We start from the raw sequence: 17,008 nt of genomic DNA, 5'->3' as shown, positions 1-17,008 counted from the left end.
GCGTCGTGCCTGTGCCGGTGGCGCATATCGCCCGCGATCCGCTGGATCCCGAATTCGATCCGGAGTCCGTGGTGAAGATATTGCGGCGCAAGGATTCTGAGATCAAGCGCCAGCTGCTGGATCAAACGGTGGTATCCGGCGTCGGCAACATCTACGCCGACGAATCGCTGTGGCGGGCGCAGGTCAACGGCTTCCGGCCGGCTTCGGCATTGCCCAGGCGTCAGCTCGGGGAGCTCCTTGCGCACGCCGCCGACGTGATGAATTCCGCTCTGGCGCAAGGCGGTACGTCATTCGACTCGCTGTACGTCAATGTCAACGGCGAGTCCGGATACTTCGACCGCTCGCTGGACGCCTACGGCCAGGAGGGGGAGCCGTGCCGCCGGTGCGGCACGGCGATCCGGCGGGAGAAGTTCATGAACCGCTCGTCGTACTACTGCCCGAAATGCCAACCGAGACCACGCATTCCGCGTCGCGTCTGACCGCCGGAGGCTACTTCAGCCCGGGTATGCCCTTGAACTTCGGCGAATCGGTCATGCAGAACCTCCACTCGCCGCCTTCTTTGCGGAGCGGAACGCTCGTGACCCCGGAGGCCGAGTTGACGCTCACCGTCGCCCGATCTCCGTTGACACTGATATCCGTGATCTCGGCACGTTTGGTCGAACCGGGGCCGGCGTCGGTGCTGCTGCCCTTGCCGAACTTGCCCGCGATCGAGGGCACCTTGTCGTACAGCTTCACGTCATTGGCGCAGGAGTGCGCTTTGAAATCGTCGAAGGTCTCGATCTGCGCCGTCATGAGGTCGCGAATCTGTTCCTCGTCCGACGCCGGTCCGGCGATCGTCACCCCGCCACCGCTGGACGCCGAGTCAGAGCCGGAGCCCGAGCGCGACGTCACCATGGCGAAGACGACCCCGATCACGAGGACGACGGCGAATATCCCTGCACCGATGAGCGCGTACTTGCGGGTGTTGTTGGGCGGAGTCGGCGGCGGGAAACCGGGCTGGCCCGGGAAACCGGGCCCCATCGGGTAACCCGGTGCCTGCCCGTAGGCGGGCTGCCCGTAGGTCGGCTGCCCATAAGCCGGCTGCCCGTACTCAGGCTGGCCGTACGTGGGTTGGCCGTAAGCCGGCTGCCCGTAGGCGGGTTGGCCGTACGTGGGCTGCCCGTAAGCGGGTTGGCCGTAGGCGGGCTGACCGTACGCAGGCTGGCCGTATCCCTCGGGCGGCGGCTGCTGCGGCTGCCAGGGCTGAGCGCCCGGATCTGAGCCGGACGGGGGATAGGTCATGTCTGCGCGCTCCCTGTGAACTGTGCTTGGTGTCCAACGTAACACCGGCTCGACCGCCCGAAATGCCAACCGCGGGCGGGCAAGTCACAGGTCGATCACTTCATGCCGGGCAGGTTCTGTAGCTGCTTCAGTTGCGGTGAGTCGGTGAAGCAGATCTTCCACTCGCCGCTTTCTTTACGGAAGTACAGCGTGCCGGAACGCTCCAGGCCGGTGCTCGACGTCGCGGTGACTTCTGCGGTGGCGGTATCGCCGTTCACATTGACACTGTCGACGCTGGCTTTGCCCTTGGCTCCCGTCGGATTGGTGCCCGTGCTGTCGGCGATGCCGGGGAACTTGCTGAAGAACTTCTGGTCGTTGGCGCAGGCCCGTTCTTTGATCGACGACGGTCCCGAGCTCATCAGGCTGCGAATCTGGTCCTCGTCGGAGTTGCCGCCCAGCGCGCTGAGCCCACCGCCGGAGTTCGAGACCAGCACCACGGCCACCACGATGCCGACGACGATGATGGCCGCCAGGCCACCGATCAGCGCCCATTTCGGGCCGTTGGATTTGGGTTGCGGCGCGCCGGGGAAGCCGGGTCCCGTCGGATATCCCGGCGGCTGCCCGTACCCGGGCTGCCCGTAGGCCGGTTGGCCGTACGCGGGTTGTCCGTACGCGGGCTGGCCGTACGTGGGTTGTCCGTAGGCGGGCTGGCCGTACGTGGGTTGTCCGTAGGCGGGCTGGGGTTGGCCGTATCCCGGTTGGCCGTAGCCGCTCGGCGGGAACCCGGGTGCAGGCTGCTGCGGCTGCTGCCACGGCTGACCGCCTGGCTGTGGCCCGAGCGGGGGATAGGTCATGTCTGGTCGCTCCCTGTGAACTGTGCTTGCAATCCAAGTTAACACCGTTGGGCCGCCTACCACCGGAAACGCCGGTCAGCCTCGGGCGTTACTTCATCCCGGGCAGATTCTTGAACACCGGGTTGTCGGTGGAGCAGAACTTCCACTCGCCGCCTTCTTTGCGCAGCCAGATCGCAACCTGCGACGACGACGGGGGTTTCACCGTGGCCCGGTCACCGGTGACGGTGATGTCGAGGCCGTTTAGGCTCTCCGGGTCGCCTGCGACCTTCGGCACCGGCATGGTGCCGAATGCGTTGCCGCCGGCCTGCCCGAAGAACTTGCGGTCGTTGGCGCACGAGATCGAGGCGATGTCGCCCCCACCGAAAGTGGCCAGAAACTGGCGAATCTCATCCTCGTCGGAGCCGTCGCCACTCGACACACCAGGCTTTTCGGCCTCGTCGGTCGAACCTGTGCTGCCCGCTCCGCCCTTGCGCTTACTTCCGCGCTCACTGCTCGCGGAGGTCGATTTGTCGTCATCCGAGGAAGTGCCCAACGCGTACAGCCCCACGACGCCGAGGACCAGTACCAGCACCACCGCGCCGACGATGAGAAGCCACTTGCCGGGGCCGCCGGAGCTCGGCGGTGTGGCACCGGGATACCCGTAAGGCATCGGCTGACCGGGTACCGGACCGTATCCAGGCGGACCGTATCCGGGATAGCCAGGAGCAACCGGTTGGCCGGCGCCGTACGGACCCTGCTGTGGGTATCCGGGCGGCCCTGGGTATGGACCTTGAGGTGGGTACGTCATCTGAGCTCTCCCCCCGAGAGTCGTGCGTGAATGCCGAGTTTACCTGGGGCCCAGCAGGGTTCCCGCAGAACATTGCGCGTCGGCGCGGTACAAATGAGCCATGACGGAACTGTGGGTCGAACGGACCGGGGTGCGCCGCTACACCGGACACAGCTCGCGAGGAGCAGAGGTCCTCGTCGGATCCGAGGATGTCGACGGCGTCTTCACTCCCGGTGAACTGCTCAAGATCGCGTTGGCGGCCTGTAGTGGGATGAGCAGCGATGCGCCGTTGCGTACCCGACTCGGCGACGACTACCAGACCACCATCCGGGTGTCGGGACCGCCGGACCGGGAGAACGAGGTCTACCCGCTGCTGCAGGAGTCCATGGAACTCGATCTCTCCAGCCTGTCCGAGGACGAGATCAAGCGACTCAAGATCGTCGTCGAGCGGGCCATCGACAAGGTCTGCACCGTGGGCCGCACGCTCAAGGCGGGGACCGAGGTCACCTTCGAGTTCGCCGACAAGTGACCGAGGCAGTCCGGCTGTCGGCCTGGGTGCACGGCCAGGTGCAGGGCGTCGGGTTCCGGTGGTGGACCCGGGCCCGAGCTCTGGAGCTGGGTCTCACCGGCTACGCCAGCAATAAGCCGGACGGCCGCGTGCACGTCGTGGCGCAGGGTTCGCGCGCCGACTGCGAACAGCTGCTGGCCCTCCTGCGCGGTGGCACCACCCCGGGCACGGTGACGACCGTCGTCGACGATTGGGCCGCGGTTGGTGACCCGATCGATGGTTTTTCCGAGAGATAGAAGCCCAGGGGTCCCCTGCATTTAACCGGCTCGACGGTAGGGTTTCACCCCATGCATCTGAAGAGTCTGACGCTGAAGGGCTTCAAGTCCTTCGCGTCGCCGACGACTCTTCGCTTCGAACCCGGCATCACCTGCGTGGTGGGGCCGAACGGTTCGGGCAAGTCGAACGTCGTCGACGCCCTGACCTGGGTGATGGGCGAGCAGGGGGCCAAAACCCTGCGCGGCGGCAAGATGGAAGACGTCATCTTTGCCGGCACCTCGACGCGGGCCCCACTGGGCCGGGCCGAGGTGACCCTGACCATCGACAACTCGGACAACGCGCTGCCGATCGAGTACGCCGAGGTGTCGATCACTCGCCGCGTGTTCCGCGACGGCGCCAGTGAGTACGAGATCAACGGCAGCAGTTGCCGGCTCATGGACGTGCAGGAACTGCTGTCCGACTCCGGCATCGGCCGCGAAATGCACGTCATCGTCGGCCAGGGCAAGCTCTCGGAGATTCTGGAATCGCGTCCCGAGGATCGTCGCGCCTTCATCGAGGAAGCCGCCGGCGTGCTCAAGCACCGGCGCCGCAAGGAAAAAGCGGTCCGCAAGCTCGACGCCATGCAGGCCAACCTGGCCCGCCTCACCGACCTGACCACCGAACTGCGTCGTCAGCTCAAACCGTTGGGCCGGCAGGCCGAGATGGCCCGCCGTGCGCAGACCATCCAGGCCGATCTGCGTGACGCTCGGCTGCGGCTGGCCGCCGACGACCTGGTGACCCGGCAGGCCGAGTTCGACGACACCAACCAGACCGAGACCGCCCTGCGTCGCGAGCACGGCGAGGTGACCGAGCGTCTGGAAGCGGCCGCCGCGGAACTGGCCGGGCACGAAGCCGCGGTGTCGGGTTTGTCCGGTCGGGCCGAAGCTGCCCAGCAGACCTGGTTCCGGTTGTCCGCGCTGGCCGAACGGGTCAGCGCCACAGTGCGTATCGCCACCGAGCGGACCAATCTGCTGGACTCGGATCTGGAGGTGTCGACCGGGCCGGACCCGGACGCGCTGGACGCCGAGGCCGAAGCCGTCGCCGAGCACGAAGAACAACTGCTCGCCGAACTTGCCGAATCGCGGACCCGGCTGGAGGCCGCCCGTGGCGCGCTGGCCGAATGCGAACGCGCCGCGGCCGACGCGGAGCGGGCCCAGATGGCCGCGGCCCGGGCCGAGGCGGACCGTCGTGAAGGATTGGCCCGGCTTTCCGGTCAGGTCGACAACATGCGCACCCGGATCGAATCGATCGACGAGGGCGCGGCCCGGCTGACCGGCAGCATCGAGGAGGCGGCCGCCCGCGCGCAACAGACGTGGGCCGAGTTCGAAACCGTGCAGGGGCAGGTCGGTGAGCTGGACGCCGGCGAAGTCGGTCTGGACGAGCATCACCACCGCACCACGACCGCGCTGCGTCAGGCCGACGAACGGGTCGACGAACTGCAGGCCGCAGAGCGGGCCGCAGAACGGCAAGTGGCTTCGCTGCGGGCCCGGATCGAGGCGCTGTCTGTCACGCTGGACCTCAAAGACGGTTCGGCATGGCTGCAGGAAAACCATGATGGCGCAGGGCTTTTCGGTTCGATTGCGGAACTGCTGCGGGTGCGGTCGGGGCATGAGACGGCGATCGCAGCGGTGTTGGGCGCCGCCGCCGACGCGCTGGCGGCGGAGAGTTTCGACGCGGCTCGGTCCGCGGTCGACGCGCTGAAGAAAGGCGACGGCGGCCGGGCGGCAATCGTGCTGGGCGACTGGCCCGGCGAAACCGCTTCGCCGCGTGGGGAATTGCCGTCTGGTGCGCAGTGGGCGCTGGATTTGGTCGAAGTACCGACGCGGCTGATAGGCGCGATGACCGCCATGCTGGCCCGGGTCGTTGTGGTCGGTGAGTTGCAGGCCGCACTGGACCTGGTGGCGGCGCGTCCGGAGTTGCAGGCGGTCACTGCAGACGGTGACCTCGTGGGTGCCGGCTGGATCAGCGGCGGATCCGATCGCAAACCCAGCGCGCTGGAGATCACCGCGGAGATCGACAAGGCCCAGTCCGCGTTGATCGACGCGGAGCGCCAGACCGTCGAATACGCCGCCGCGCTGTCGGGCGCCCTCGCCGAACAGTCGTCCCGGCGGGATTCGGTCGAACACGCGCTGGCGGCGTTGCACGAATCCGACGCCGCCATCTCGGCGATCTACGAACAGCTGGGTCGGCTCGGTCATGTGGCCCGGACCGCTGACGCGGAATGGCAGCAGCTGACCCGGCAGCGCGACGAGCTCGAGGCCGGGCGCAGCCGCACGCTGGCCGAGCTGGCCGAGCTGGAAGACCGCTTCCACAATGCCCAGCAGGAGCCGATGTTCGACGTCGAGCACGTCGACCGGTCCGAGACGACGGCGGCCGCCGAAGAGGCGCGAGCAGTCGAGGTCGAGGCCCGCCTGACGGTGCGTACCGCCGAGGAACGGGCGAACGCCGTTCGCGGACGGGCGGATTCGTTGCGCCGGGCCGCGGCCGCCGAGCGGGAAGCCCGGGTGCGGGCGGCTCGAGCCCGCGAAGCTCGGGAGAACGCGGCGAAGGTCGCGGCCGCGGTCGCCGACTCCGGCCGGTTGGTGGCCGAAAAGCTGGCTGCCACAGTGACTCTCGCGGCGCGTAAGCGCGACGAACTGGCCACTGAACGGGCTCAGCGCTCGGAAGGACTGACGCGGGTCCGGGCAGAAGTGTCTGAACTCAGCGCCCGGGCCAGTGCACTGACTGAGTCGCTGCACCGCGACGAGGTCGCGAAAGCGCAAGCGGCCCTTCGTATCGAGCAACTCGAGCAACAGGCGCTGGAGCAGTTCGGCATGGCGGTGGCCGATCTGGTCGCCGAGTACGGACCAGACGTGCCGCTGCCGCCGACCGAACTCGAGATGGCCGAATACGAGCAGGCCAAGGAACGCGGCGAGCAGGTCACCGCACCCGCCCCGATGGCGTTCGACCGGCCCACCCAGGAGCGGCGCGCGAAGAAGGCCGAGAAGGAACTTGCCGAGCTCGGCCGGGTGAATCCCTTGGCACTGGAGGAGTTCGCGGCGCTCGAGGAGCGCTACAACTTCCTGTCCACCCAGCTGGAGGACGTCAAGGGTGCCCGCAAGGACCTGATGGACGTCATCGCCGACGTCGACGAGCGCATCCTGCGGGTGTTCACGGAGGCCTACGCCGATGTGGAGGCGGAGTTCTCCCAGGTGTTCTCGACGCTGTTCCCCGGTGGCGAGGGCCGGCTGCTGCTGACCAACCCCGGTGACATGCTCACCACGGGCATCGAGGTCGAAGCCCGGCCGCCGGGCAAGAAGGTCAAGCGGTTGTCTCTGCTGTCCGGTGGCGAGAAGTCGCTGACCGCGGTGGCGATGCTGGTGGCGATCTTCCGCGCTCGCCCGTCGCCCTTCTACGTCATGGACGAGGTCGAGGCCGCGCTCGACGACGTGAACCTGCGCCGGCTGATCAGCCTGTTCGAACAGCTGCGGGAGAAGTCGCAGCTGATCGTCATCACGCACCAGAAGCCGACCATGGAGGTCGCCGACGCGCTGTACGGCGTCACCATGCAGGGCGACGGCATCACGCAGGTGATCTCGCAGCGCATGCGCGGCCAGGAGCTGGTCTCAAGCACCTGACACAATGTTCGCGTGTCGGAAGGTCTCTGGATCGCGATAGCGGTCGTCGCAGTTCTCGTTGTCACCGCCCTCGTCGTCGGATTCGTCCGCTACCGGCGCAGCCGCATCTCGCTGTCCGCGCCGGAGGAGACCCCCAAGCTGGATCGCTCCGGCGGCTACACGGCGTCGTCGGGCATCACGTTCAGCAGTTCAGACACCGCGGAGAAGCTGCCGACCGTCGGCGACGACGCTGAGATCCCGCGTGACTCGCGCAAACGCACCATCGCCGATGTCCAGCTGCCCGAGCCCGAAGTCGTGGCCGAGCCGGAACCCGACGTCGTGGTGGCACCTGAGCCGACCGCGGCGCCGGAACCCGAGGCAGAGCCGGAGCCGGAACCCGAGGCAGCGCCCGAGCCGGAGCCGGCACCCGAGGCCGCCCCGCGCGACGAGATCGCCCCCACCGCAGGCCGGTTGGAGCGGCTGCGCGGCCGCCTGGCCAAGTCGCAGACCACCCTGGGCCGCAGCATGCTGGGCCTGCTGGGCGGCGGTGACCTGGATGAGGACGCCTGGGAGTCCATCGAAGACACCCTGCTGATCGCCGATCTGGGTCCGGTCACCACCGCGTCGGTCGTCACCGCGCTGCGCAGCCGGATGGCCGAGGCCAACGTGCGCACCGAGGCCGATGTCCGAGCGGTACTGCGTGAGGTGTTGATCAACGAACTGCGGACCGACCTGGACCGGTCGATCAAGGCGCTGCCGCACGCCGACAAGCCGTCGGTGCTGTTGGTGGTCGGGGTCAACGGAGCCGGCAAGACCACCACCGTCGGCAAGCTGGCCCGCGTGCTGGTCGCCGACGGCCGCCGCGTCGTGCTGGGCGCGGCCGACACCTTCCGCGCCGCGGCCGCCGATCAGTTGCAGAGCTGGGGCTCGCGCGTCGGTGCCGACACCGTGCGCGGACCCGAGGGCGCGGATCCGGCCTCGGTGGCGTTCGACGCCGTCGACAAGGGCGTCGCGGCGGGGGCTGACGTCGTCGTGGTCGACACCGCGGGCCGGCTGCACACCAAGACCGGCCTGATGGACGAGCTGGGCAAGGTCAAGCGCGTCGTCGAGAAGCGCGCCAAGGTCGACGAGGTGCTGCTGGTGCTCGACGCCACCATCGGTCAGAACAGCCTGCCGCAGGCCCGCGTCTTCGCCGAGGTGGTCGACATCACCGGCGTGGTGCTCACCAAGCTCGATGGCACCGCCAAGGGTGGCATCGTGTTCCGGGTGCAGCAGGAGCTCGGGGTGCCGGTCAAACTCGTCGGGCTCGGCGAGGGGCCGGACGACTTGGCGCCCTTCGAACCGGCCGCCTTCGTCGACGCCCTCCTGGGGTAACCGACCTGCCGCGAGAGGACGCAAATGTCCCCGACACCTCGGCGTGTCGGGGACATTTTCATCTCCTCACAAGGTAGGCGACGCCTGACGAAGAGGGCCTTAACCGCACCGAAACGTAACTGGTCGATCCGTTCACACATGCGAAACGCCCGCGCGCCGTCGGCGAAACAACCGATGCGCAAAGTTCTGGCCTAGGTCATTGGCATCTGCCCGTGACATGGGTTAAGGAGGAAGCGGCCAGTGGATGGATTCCCGATCTTGGGCACGCCGGACACCGGTGACACAGCATGGATGCTGGTGAGCTCAGCGCTAGTGCTGCTGATGACACCGGGTCTGGCGTTCTTCTACGGCGGCATGGTGCGCCGTAAGGGCGTGCTCAACATGATCATGATGAGCGTCAGTGCCATGGGTGTCGTCACCGTGTTGTGGGTGCTGTTCGGCTACTCGATGGCATTCGGCAATGACAAATGGAGCATCGTCGGGGATCCCTCGCAGTACTGGGGACTCAAGGGCCTGATCGGCGGCAACTCGCTGGTTTCGCACCTGCCTGCGGGAACCACTGCGGCAGTGCAGATTCCGCTCGCCGGGACCATCCCGCAGTTGGTGTTCGTGGCGTTCCAGTTGATGTTCGCCATCATCACCGTCGCACTGATCTCGGGTGCCGTCGCTGACCGCCTCAAGTTCGGTGGCTGGCTGCTGTTCGCGGGGCTGTGGGCCACGTTCGTCTACTTCCCGGTCGCGCACTGGGTGTTCGCCTTCGACGGCGTCACGGCCACGCACGGTGGCTGGATCGCCAACCACCTCAAGGCAATCGACTTCGCCGGTGGTACCGCGGTGCACATCAACTCCGGTACCGCGGGCCTGGTGCTGGCCATCATCCTCGGCAAGCGCGCCGGATGGCCCACCACTCCGATGCGGCCGCACAACCTGCCGTTCGTCATGCTCGGCGCAGGCCTGCTGTGGTTCGGTTGGTACGGCTTCAACGCCGGTTCGGCACTGACCTCTGACGGCGTCGCCGCGTCGACGTTCATCACCACCACGGTGGCGACCGCAGCCGCGATGCTGTTCTGGCTGCTGACAGAAAAGATTCGCGACGGTCACGCCACCTCCCTGGGTGCGGCGTCGGGCATCGTGGCCGGCCTGGTGGCCATCACCCCGTCCTGCTCGTCGGTCAACGTCATCGGTGCGCTGGCGATCGGTGCGGGCGCCGGTGTGGTCTGTGCGCTGGCGGTCGGCCTGAAGTTCAAGTTCGGCTTCGACGACGCGCTCGACGTTGTGGGCGTGCACCTCGTCGGTGGTCTGTTCGGCACCCTGATGGTCGGCCTGGTGGCCACCAAGGAGGCTCCGGCGGCTGTCGCAGGTCTGTTCTACGGCGGCGGGTTCGACCAGCTGTGGCGCCAGGCTGTCGGTGCGTTCGCGGTGCTTGGCTACTCGGCGATCGTTACCGCTATCTTGGCCTTGATCGTCAAGTACACCATCGGCCTGCGCCTCGACCGCGAGGACGAGGCCACGGGTATCGACGAGGCCGAACACGCGGAAACCGCTTATGAATTCGCGTGATCGGGAAGGATTTACGGTGACATCCACGGGTTTCGCGGTTATTTGGAAGGAATTGATCAAATGAAGTTGATCACGGCGATCGTCAAGCCGTTCACGCTCGAAGACGTCAAGACCGGCTTGGAGCAGATGGGCATCCTCGGGATGACCGTCAGCGAGGTGCAGGGCTACGGGCGGCAGAAGGGCCACACCGAGGTCTACCGCGGCGCTGAGTATTCAGTGGACTTCGTGCCCAAGGTGCGGGTCGAGGTCATCGTCGACGACTCATCGGTGGACAAGGTCGTGGATGTCATCGTGCAGGCGGCGCGGACCGGCAAGATCGGTGACGGCAAGGTGTGGGTCACCTCCGTCGAAACCGTCGTGCGAGTCCGTACGGGTGAACGGGGCAGCGACGCCATCTGACGGCGGCTGACCACCAGATGACCATGCAGACACCAGATTCCGCTGCCGGGGCCGACGATACTTCGGTTTCGCAGGCTTCGGCAGCGGGATCACCCCGTCCGGCGAGCGACCTGAGCGCTGCCGTCGAGCAATTGCTGGCCGGCGGCGCGCGCCGTCTCGATTCGGCAGCGCTGCGCGAGGCACTGGTTGATCTGTACGAATTCTGGCTTGCCGCAAAGGCAACCGAGATCGGCATCACCGAGACCAGTGGATTCGCCATCGTGGCGACCGGTGGTCTCGGCCGGCGCGAAATGCTGCCGTACTCGGACCTGGATTTGATGCTCTTGCACGACGATCTACCGCAGGCTCTCGTGACCGAGGTCGCCGAGGCGCTGTGGTACCCGCTGTGGGACGCCAACATTCACCTCGACCACAGCGTCCGGACCGTGCCGCAGGCACTCAAGACCGCGGCCGGTGACGTCTCTGCGGGACTGGCCATGCTCGATGCGCGGCACATCGCCGGTGATTCCGATCTGGCGTCCCTGTTGGTCGGCGGTGCCCGGCGGCAGTGGCGGACCGGGATCACGTCTCGTTTCACCGAACTGATCGAGCATGCCGCGGCGCGGTGGGAACGTTCCGGTCAGATCGCGCACCGCGCCGAACCGGATCTGAAGAACGGCCGTGGCGGCCTGCGTGATGTGCAGCTGCTCAACGCGCTGGCCATGGCGCAATTGGCCGACGTCTACCCGAGTCCTTCGGTGGCCTCGCCGATCGGCACCTTGGGTGACGCCCACCTCGCACTGCTCAACGTCCGCACCGAGCTCCATCGCGTCTCCCACAAGGGCCGCGAGATGGTGCTCGCCCAGTACGCCGACGAGGTCGGCGTCGCGCTGGGCATCGGTGACCGCTTCGATCTGGCGCGGATGATCAGCGATGCCGCACGCACCATCAGCTTCTACGTGGACGCCGGCGTGCGTACCGCGGGGAATGCCTTGCCACGCAGAGGCTTTGCCGCACTCAAGCGACCGGTCCGGCGTCCGCTGGACGAGGGCGTGCTGGAGTTCGGCGGCGAGGTCATCCTGGCCCGGGACGCCAAGCCGCAGCGTGACCCGGGCCTGATTCTGCGAGTGGCCGCGGCTGCCGCCACCAACGGACTGCCCATCGCGGCGTCGACGCTGGCACGGCTGGTCGAATCAGCACCCGAACTGCGGGCACCGTGGCCGAAAGAAGCGCTCAACGACCTGCTCGTGATGCTGGCGGCCGGGCCGGGCGCGGTGGCCACCGTGGAGGCACTCGACCGGACCGGGTTGTGGGGCCGGCTGTTCCCGGAGTGGGGTGCGATCCGCGACCTACCGCCGCGTGACGTCGTGCACATCTGGACAGTGGACCGCCATTTGATCGAAACCGTTTCCCGGGCAAGTGCTTTCACCACCCGGGTGGACAGGCCTGATCTGCTGGTGCTGGGCGCGCTGCTGCACGATATCGGCAAGGGCCGGGGCGGCGATCACAGCGTGATCGGCGCTGAACTGGCCAACCAGATCGGCATCCGGCTGGGCCTGTGGCCCGGCGATATCGAGGTGCTGGTCAAGATGGTGCGCTATCACCTGCTGCTGCCGGAGACCGCAACTCGTCGAGACCTGCAGGACCCCAACACCATTGCCGCGGTGGTCGACGCGCTCGGCGGCGATCCGCTGCTACTGGAACTGCTGCACGCGCTGGCCGAGGCGGATTCACTGGCCACCGGCCCCGGCGTGTGGGGCGACTGGAAGGCCTCCCTGATCGGCGATCTGGTCCGGCGGTGCCGGTTGGTGCTGGCGGGGGAGGACCTGCCGCATCCTGATCCCATTGATCCGCAACTGCTTTCGCGTGCCGACCCGAGCGGTGTCCACGTGGAGCTCGCCGCGGCGGACAGCGCGCACCTGTTCAACGTCACGATGCTCGCTCCGGACCGGCGTGGCCTGCTGTCCAAGGCGGCCGGAGTGCTGGCCCTGCATTCGCTGCGGGTTCATTCGGCGTCGGTCAACAGCCACGAGGGGCTGGCGATCAACACCTTCGTGGTGTCGCCGCATTTCGGCTCGCCGCCGGCTGCCGAACTGCTGCGTCAGCAGTTCATCCTGGCGCTCGACGGTGAACTGGACGTGATCGCCGCGCTGGAGCAGCGCGACGCGGAAACACCGGCGCCGACCCGGCGGGCCGGCGAGATTCCGGCAGCCGTCCCCGGCCATCAGACGATTGCGCCGCCCCGAGTGCGGTGGTTCGCCGGATCGTCGGCCGGCGAATTGGTCGTACAGATTCGTAGCGCCGACCGGCCCGGCCTGCTTGCCCGACTGGCCGCTGTGGTCGAGCGCAAGGGCGTGGACGTCTCCTGGGCCAAGGTGACGACGCTGGGCGCGACCGTCGTCGACGCCTTCGGTCTGGTGGTTCCCGAGGCCTTCACGGCCGCCGAGGCCAGGACAGCGTTCGAACAGGATCTGTACGCGGTGCTGCCTGCCCCGCTACCGGTCAAGCCCGCAACAGCGGCCAGCTGACACCCGGTCAGCCGGCGCTGACCGTCACCCAGGTGTTGTTGACGGCCGCCGTCCCGGTGAATGGGTCCACCAACGCCGGATCATGCAGGTCGTTCACGTTGGCACCGGGCAGGGTATTCGCATGGTGCCAGCCGGTGTTCGTGTGTCCCCAGCCGTGCGGCACCGCCACGGTGCCCGGCCGGATATCGTCGCTGATGTCGAGCGGCACTTCGATCTGTCCTGTCGCCGAGGTGACCCGGACGAGGTCACCTTGAGCGAGTCGGCGCGCATCGGCATCGGAGGGATGCATCAGCACCGTGCACTTGTTGGAGCCACCGGTCATCGATGGCAGATTGTGCAGCCAGGAGTTGTTGCTGCGCAGCTGGCGCCGCCCGATGAGCTGCAGATCGTGGCCGGAGTTGTCGGTGTTGTCCGGCGCCTTGTCGAGTAGTTGGACGGCGGCGGCGACGAACTCCGCGGGCGCCAGGGCGACCTTGCGGTCGCGGGTGGCGATCACCGTGCGGAGCCGCGGTTGCAGTGGGCCGAGGTCCAGGCCGCCGGCGCTGGAGCGAAGATCGCCGATGGTTTTTCCCTTGCGGCCCTTGCGGATTCGGCCGTAAGGGCCGGTTGCCAGCGCTACCGCGGCCATTCGCATGGGGTTGGCGAACTCGATCAGCGGGGTGCGCAGCGGCGCGGTGAGCTGCCGCAGCGGAGCCGGGAGCAGTTCCATGGTCAGGCGACTGAGGATTTCCCAGTCCTCCAGGGCGCCGGCGGGCGGGTCGAAGGTCCGGTGTTGATAGCGAATGTTGTTGCGCACGCTGAAGATCGTGGTCAGCAACCCGACGTCTTCGCGCTCGAGCGGTGACACCGGCGGCAGGATGAAGTCCGCGTGCCGGGTGGTCTCGGTGACGTACATGTCCACTGCCACATACAGATCCAGCGATGCCAGGGCCTCGCCTAGCCGGCCCTTCTGCGGGACGGAGGACGCCGGGTTGCCGGCATAGGTGATCATCGCGCGAATCTGGCCGTCGCCAGGGGTGAGGATTTCGTCGGCCATCACGACGGCGGGCAACTCGGCGCGGAAGGACTGGTAGCGGCCGGACCGGTCGGTCCACGCCCCGTGTCCCACCGGGACGTACTTGGCCAGCCGTGGCAGGTCCGCGATCGGCGTGGAGAACATGGTGCCGCCCGCGCGGTCCAGGTTGCCGGTGATCGTGTTGAGCACCATTACCAGCCAGCTCACCAGGGTTCCGGTCTGCTGCTGGCAGATCCCGATCCGGGCGTAGATGGCTGCCGATTCCACGGCCGCATGCTCGCGGGCCAGGGTGCGGATCACCTCCGCGTCCACCCCGGCACGCTGTGCGACGGCCTCCGGGCCGGCATCGGCGACCAATGCCTTCAGCTCGTGCCATCCCGTCGCAATCTCGTCGAGAGCCGCTGTATCGCAGAGGTTTTCATTGATCAGTACGTGCAGCATGCCCAGCAGCAGGTACGCGTCGCCGCCGGGGCGTACCGACACATGCTGGTCAGCCATCTGGGCGGTCTCGGTCCGGCGGGGGTCGATGACGACGACCTTGCCTCCGCGCTCGCGGATCGCTTTGATGCGGCGTTTGGCGCCCGGCATGATCGACAGCGAACCGTTCGACACCGCGGGGTTGGCGCCGAGGATCACCAGGCGCTGGGTTCGGTCGATATCGGTGATCGGGACCAGGACGTTGGAGCCGAAGACCCGCCACGCGGCATATTCGTGGGGCATCTGGTCGAGCGTGGACGCCGAGAAGAAGTTCGGGGTCAGCAGGGCCGCCCGCAACATCAGCCCGTAGAACGCGCCCGAACTGTGCGCTGCCGGGTTGCCCAGGTACATCCCCACCGATCGGGCCCCGTGTTCCTTGCGGATGCGGCGCAGTCGGTCCCCGATCTCGGTGAACGCCTCGTCCCAACTGACCGGCTCGAAGCTGTCGCCGACCCGCCGCATCGGGGTGCGCAGCCGGTCGGGGTCGTGATGCAGGGCGCCCATGGCGGTGGCCTTGGGGCAGATGTAGCCCTTCGAGAAGACGTCGTCGGGGTTGCCCTCGATGCGGCTGACCTTGCCATCGGTCACCGTGACATGGATTCCGCAGTGCGCCTCACACAGCGTGCACTGGCTGATGTGCTTCGTACCGGCCATGCCGTCCGTAGAGCTGCGCAGTTCGGGCAGGGGAACGTCGATCGCAGTCATGCGGCCTCCAGGCGATATCTGGCTACGTGCGTGACCAGATTAGCGCCGACGGTCACTCCAGGCCAGAGCTGGCCGACCGCTAGGCTTAGCCACGTGTTTGAATCCCTGTCCGACCGGTTGACCGGTGCGCTGTCGGGTCTGCGCGGCAAGGGCCGGCTGACCGACGCCGATATCGACGCCACCGCCCGCGAAATCCGTCTGGCCCTGCTCGAGGCCGACGTGTCGCTGGCGGTCACGCGCGAATTCATCGGCCGGATCAAGGAACGCGCCAAGGGTGCTGAAGTCTCCGGTGCGCTGAACCCGGCTCAGCAGGTCGTCAAGATCGTCAACGAGGAGCTCGTCGGCATCCTCGGTGGTGAGACGCGTCAGCTGGCATTCGCCAAGACCCCGCCGACCGTCATCATGCTGGCCGGTCTGCAGGGCTCCGGTAAGACCACCCTCGCCGGCAAGCTGTCGAAATGGCTTGCCGAGCAAGGGCATACGCCGCTGCTGGTGGCCTGCGACCTGCAACGCCCCGGCGCGGTCAACCAGCTGCAGATCGTCGGTGAGCGGGCGGGCGTCAGCGTCTTCGCTCCGCACCCGGGCGTCTCGCCCGACGGGGTGAGCATCGACCAGATGACCACCGGCGACCCGGTGTCGGTTGCCGCCGCGGGTCTGGCCGAGGCCAAGGCCAAGCACTTCGACGTCGTGATCGTCGACACCGCCGGCCGCCTCGGTATCGACGAGGAACTGATGGCCCAGGCCGCCGCGATCCGCGACGCCGTCAAGCCTGACGAGACCCTGTTCGTCCTCGACGCGATGATCGGTCAGGACGCCGTCACCACCGCCAACGCCTTCCGCGAGAGCGTCGGCTTCACCGGTGTCGTGCTGACCAAGCTGGACGGCGACGCCCGCGGTGGTGCCGCGCTGTCCGTGCGTGAGGTCACCGGCGCGCCGATCCTGTTCGCTTCCGCCGGCGAGAAACTCGAAGACTTCGACGTCTTCCACCCCGACCGCATGGCCTCGCGCATCCTCGGCATGGGTGACGTGCTCACCCTCATCGAGCAGGCCGAGCAGGTCTTCGACCAGAAGAAGGCCGAAGAGGCCGCCGCCAAGATCGGTTCGGGCGAGCTCACGCTGGAGGACTTCCTCGAGCAGATGCTGATGATCCGCAAGATGGGTCCCATCGGAAACCTGCTGGGCATGCTGCCCGGTGCCGGCCAGATGAAGGAAGCCCTGGCAGCTGTCGACGACAGCCACCTGGACCGGATTCAGGCCATCATCCGCGGTATGACCCCCGGCGAGCGGTCCGACCCGAAGATCATCAACGCCTCACGGCGACTGCGTATCGCGAACGGCTCCGGTGTCACCGTGGCCGAGGTCAACCAGCTGGTCGACCGCTTCTTCGAGGCCCGCAAGATGATGTCGCAGATGGCCGGCCAGATGGGAATGCCGTTTGGCCGCAAGAACACTCGTAAGGTCGCCAAGGGCAAGAACAAGCAGGCGGGCAAGGGCAAGAAGGGCGGTCGCGGGCCGACGGCGCCGAAGGCGGCGGCCAACCCGTTCGGCCTGGACCCGAGCGCGCTGCCCGGTGGTTTCCCGGACCTGTCGAACATGCCGCAGGGGCTGAACGAGTTGCCGCCGGGGCTTGCCGATTTCGACCTGTCGCAGCTGAAGTTCCCGAAGAAGTAGC

At 67.4% G+C, this 17,008-nt stretch carries 13 protein-coding genes; 9 read left to right on the top strand and 4 right to left on the bottom strand.

Going from position 1 to position 17,008, the window contains the following annotated elements; genetic code table 11:
* Window positions 1-479: zinc finger domain-containing protein (locus tag TL10_RS18700; RefSeq protein ID WP_043986803.1), on the top strand; the 479-nt coding region annotated here is incomplete at its 5' end.
* Window positions 480-489: 10 nt separating this feature from the next.
* On the opposite strand, the gene TL10_RS29710 is transcribed toward TL10_RS18700, so the two are convergent.
* From TL10_RS29710 to TL10_RS18685, 3 genes are all read right to left on the bottom strand, one after another.
* Window positions 490-1,281, bottom strand: coding sequence for an Rv0361 family membrane protein (locus TL10_RS29710; protein WP_051954729.1), 792 nt, complete (start codon window positions 1,279-1,281; stop codon window positions 490-492).
* Window positions 1,282-1,376: 95 nt separating this feature from the next.
* Window positions 1,377-2,114 (bottom strand): Rv0361 family membrane protein, encoded by a 738-nt coding sequence (locus TL10_RS31270; protein ID WP_052506458.1) that lies wholly within the window; start codon window positions 2,112-2,114, stop codon window positions 1,377-1,379.
* Window positions 2,115-2,202: 88 nt separating this feature from the next.
* On the bottom strand, window positions 2,203-2,763 hold the full coding sequence (locus tag TL10_RS18685) for a hypothetical protein (RefSeq protein ID WP_043986788.1): 561 nt from the start codon (window positions 2,761-2,763) through the stop codon (window positions 2,203-2,205).
* Window positions 2,764-3,001: 238 nt separating this feature from the next.
* On the opposite strand from TL10_RS18685, the gene TL10_RS18680 reads away from it, so the two are divergent.
* The 7 genes from TL10_RS18680 (at window position 3,002) to TL10_RS18650 (ending at window position 13,139) form a co-directional block, all read left to right on the top strand.
* Entirely contained in the window at window positions 3,002-3,409 is a 408-nt protein-coding gene (locus TL10_RS18680) for an OsmC family protein (protein WP_043986787.1), read from the top strand.
* Window positions 3,406-3,684 (top strand): acylphosphatase, encoded by a 279-nt coding sequence (locus tag TL10_RS18675; RefSeq protein ID WP_043393408.1) that lies wholly within the window; start codon window positions 3,406-3,408, stop codon window positions 3,682-3,684. The genes TL10_RS18680 and TL10_RS18675 overlap by 4 nt, the downstream gene beginning before the upstream one ends.
* A 51-nt stretch (window positions 3,685-3,735) precedes the next feature.
* Complete coding sequence (smc, locus tag TL10_RS18670) at window positions 3,736-7,320, top strand: chromosome segregation protein SMC (RefSeq protein WP_043393412.1); 3,585 nt, start codon at window positions 3,736-3,738, stop codon at window positions 7,318-7,320.
* 12 nt (window positions 7,321-7,332) lie between these two features.
* Window positions 7,333-8,673: a signal recognition particle-docking protein FtsY gene (gene ftsY, locus TL10_RS18665; protein ID WP_043986786.1), complete on the top strand. Its 1,341-nt coding sequence runs from the start codon at window positions 7,333-7,335 to the stop codon at window positions 8,671-8,673.
* Between the two features lie 240 nt (window positions 8,674-8,913).
* Entirely contained in the window at window positions 8,914-10,233 is a 1,320-nt protein-coding gene (locus TL10_RS18660; protein ID WP_110789133.1) for an ammonium transporter, read from the top strand.
* A 60-nt stretch (window positions 10,234-10,293) separates the two neighbouring features.
* A complete protein-coding gene (locus TL10_RS18655; protein ID WP_043393419.1) occupies window positions 10,294-10,632 on the top strand; it encodes a P-II family nitrogen regulator in 339 nt (112 codons plus the stop codon).
* Window positions 10,633-10,649: 17 nt separating this feature from the next.
* Window positions 10,650-13,139, top strand: a complete 2,490-nt coding sequence (locus tag TL10_RS18650) for a [protein-PII] uridylyltransferase (RefSeq protein WP_043393422.1) — start codon at window positions 10,650-10,652, stop codon at window positions 13,137-13,139.
* A 7-nt stretch (window positions 13,140-13,146) separates the two neighbouring features.
* Here TL10_RS18650 and TL10_RS18645 read toward each other — a convergent pair whose 3' ends face one another.
* The gene (locus TL10_RS18645) at window positions 13,147-15,285 is read right to left on the bottom strand and encodes a molybdopterin-dependent oxidoreductase (protein WP_043986800.1); all 2,139 of its coding nucleotides are present in this window, start codon (window positions 15,283-15,285) and stop codon (window positions 13,147-13,149) included.
* 144 nt (window positions 15,286-15,429) lie between these two features.
* On the opposite strand from TL10_RS18645, the gene ffh reads away from it, so the two are divergent.
* Window positions 15,430-17,007 carry a signal recognition particle protein gene (ffh, locus tag TL10_RS18640; protein ID WP_043986785.1) on the top strand — a complete coding sequence of 526 codons (1,578 nt, stop codon included), beginning with the start codon at window positions 15,430-15,432 and terminating at the stop codon, window positions 17,005-17,007.
* The last annotated feature ends 1 nt before the right edge of the window (window position 17,008 follow it).

It is taken from the genome of Mycolicibacterium llatzerense (genome assembly GCF_000878195.1).
Classification (GTDB): domain Bacteria; phylum Actinomycetota; class Actinomycetes; order Mycobacteriales; family Mycobacteriaceae; genus Mycobacterium; species Mycobacterium llatzerense.
The sequence above is the reverse complement of the archived record's forward strand: the minus strand, read 5'-3'. Positions and strand labels throughout refer to the sequence as shown.

Bases quoted from the DNA above. Each gene is read 5' to 3' on its own strand.
- TL10_RS18680 (WP_043986787.1), top strand. From the start codon at position 3,002: ATGACGGAACTGTGGGTCGAACGGACCGGGGTGCGCCGCTACACCGGA.
- TL10_RS18685 (WP_043986788.1), bottom strand. From the start codon at position 2,763: ATGCCTTACGGGTATCCCGGTGCCACACCGCCGAGCTCCGGCGGCCCC.
- TL10_RS18645 (WP_043986800.1), bottom strand. From the start codon at position 15,285: ATGGCCGGTACGAAGCACATCAGCCAGTGCACGCTGTGTGAGGCGCAC.
- TL10_RS31270 (WP_052506458.1), bottom strand. From the start codon at position 2,114: ATGACCTATCCCCCGCTCGGGCCACAGCCAGGCGGTCAGCCGTGGCAG.
- TL10_RS18650 (WP_043393422.1), top strand. From the start codon at position 10,650: ATGACCATGCAGACACCAGATTCCGCTGCCGGGGCCGACGATACTTCG.
- TL10_RS18655 (WP_043393419.1), top strand. From the start codon at position 10,294: ATGAAGTTGATCACGGCGATCGTCAAGCCGTTCACGCTCGAAGACGTC.
- TL10_RS29710 (WP_051954729.1), bottom strand. From the start codon at position 1,281: ATGACCTATCCCCCGTCCGGCTCAGATCCGGGCGCTCAGCCCTGGCAG.
- smc (WP_043393412.1), top strand. From the start codon at position 3,736: ATGCATCTGAAGAGTCTGACGCTGAAGGGCTTCAAGTCCTTCGCGTCG.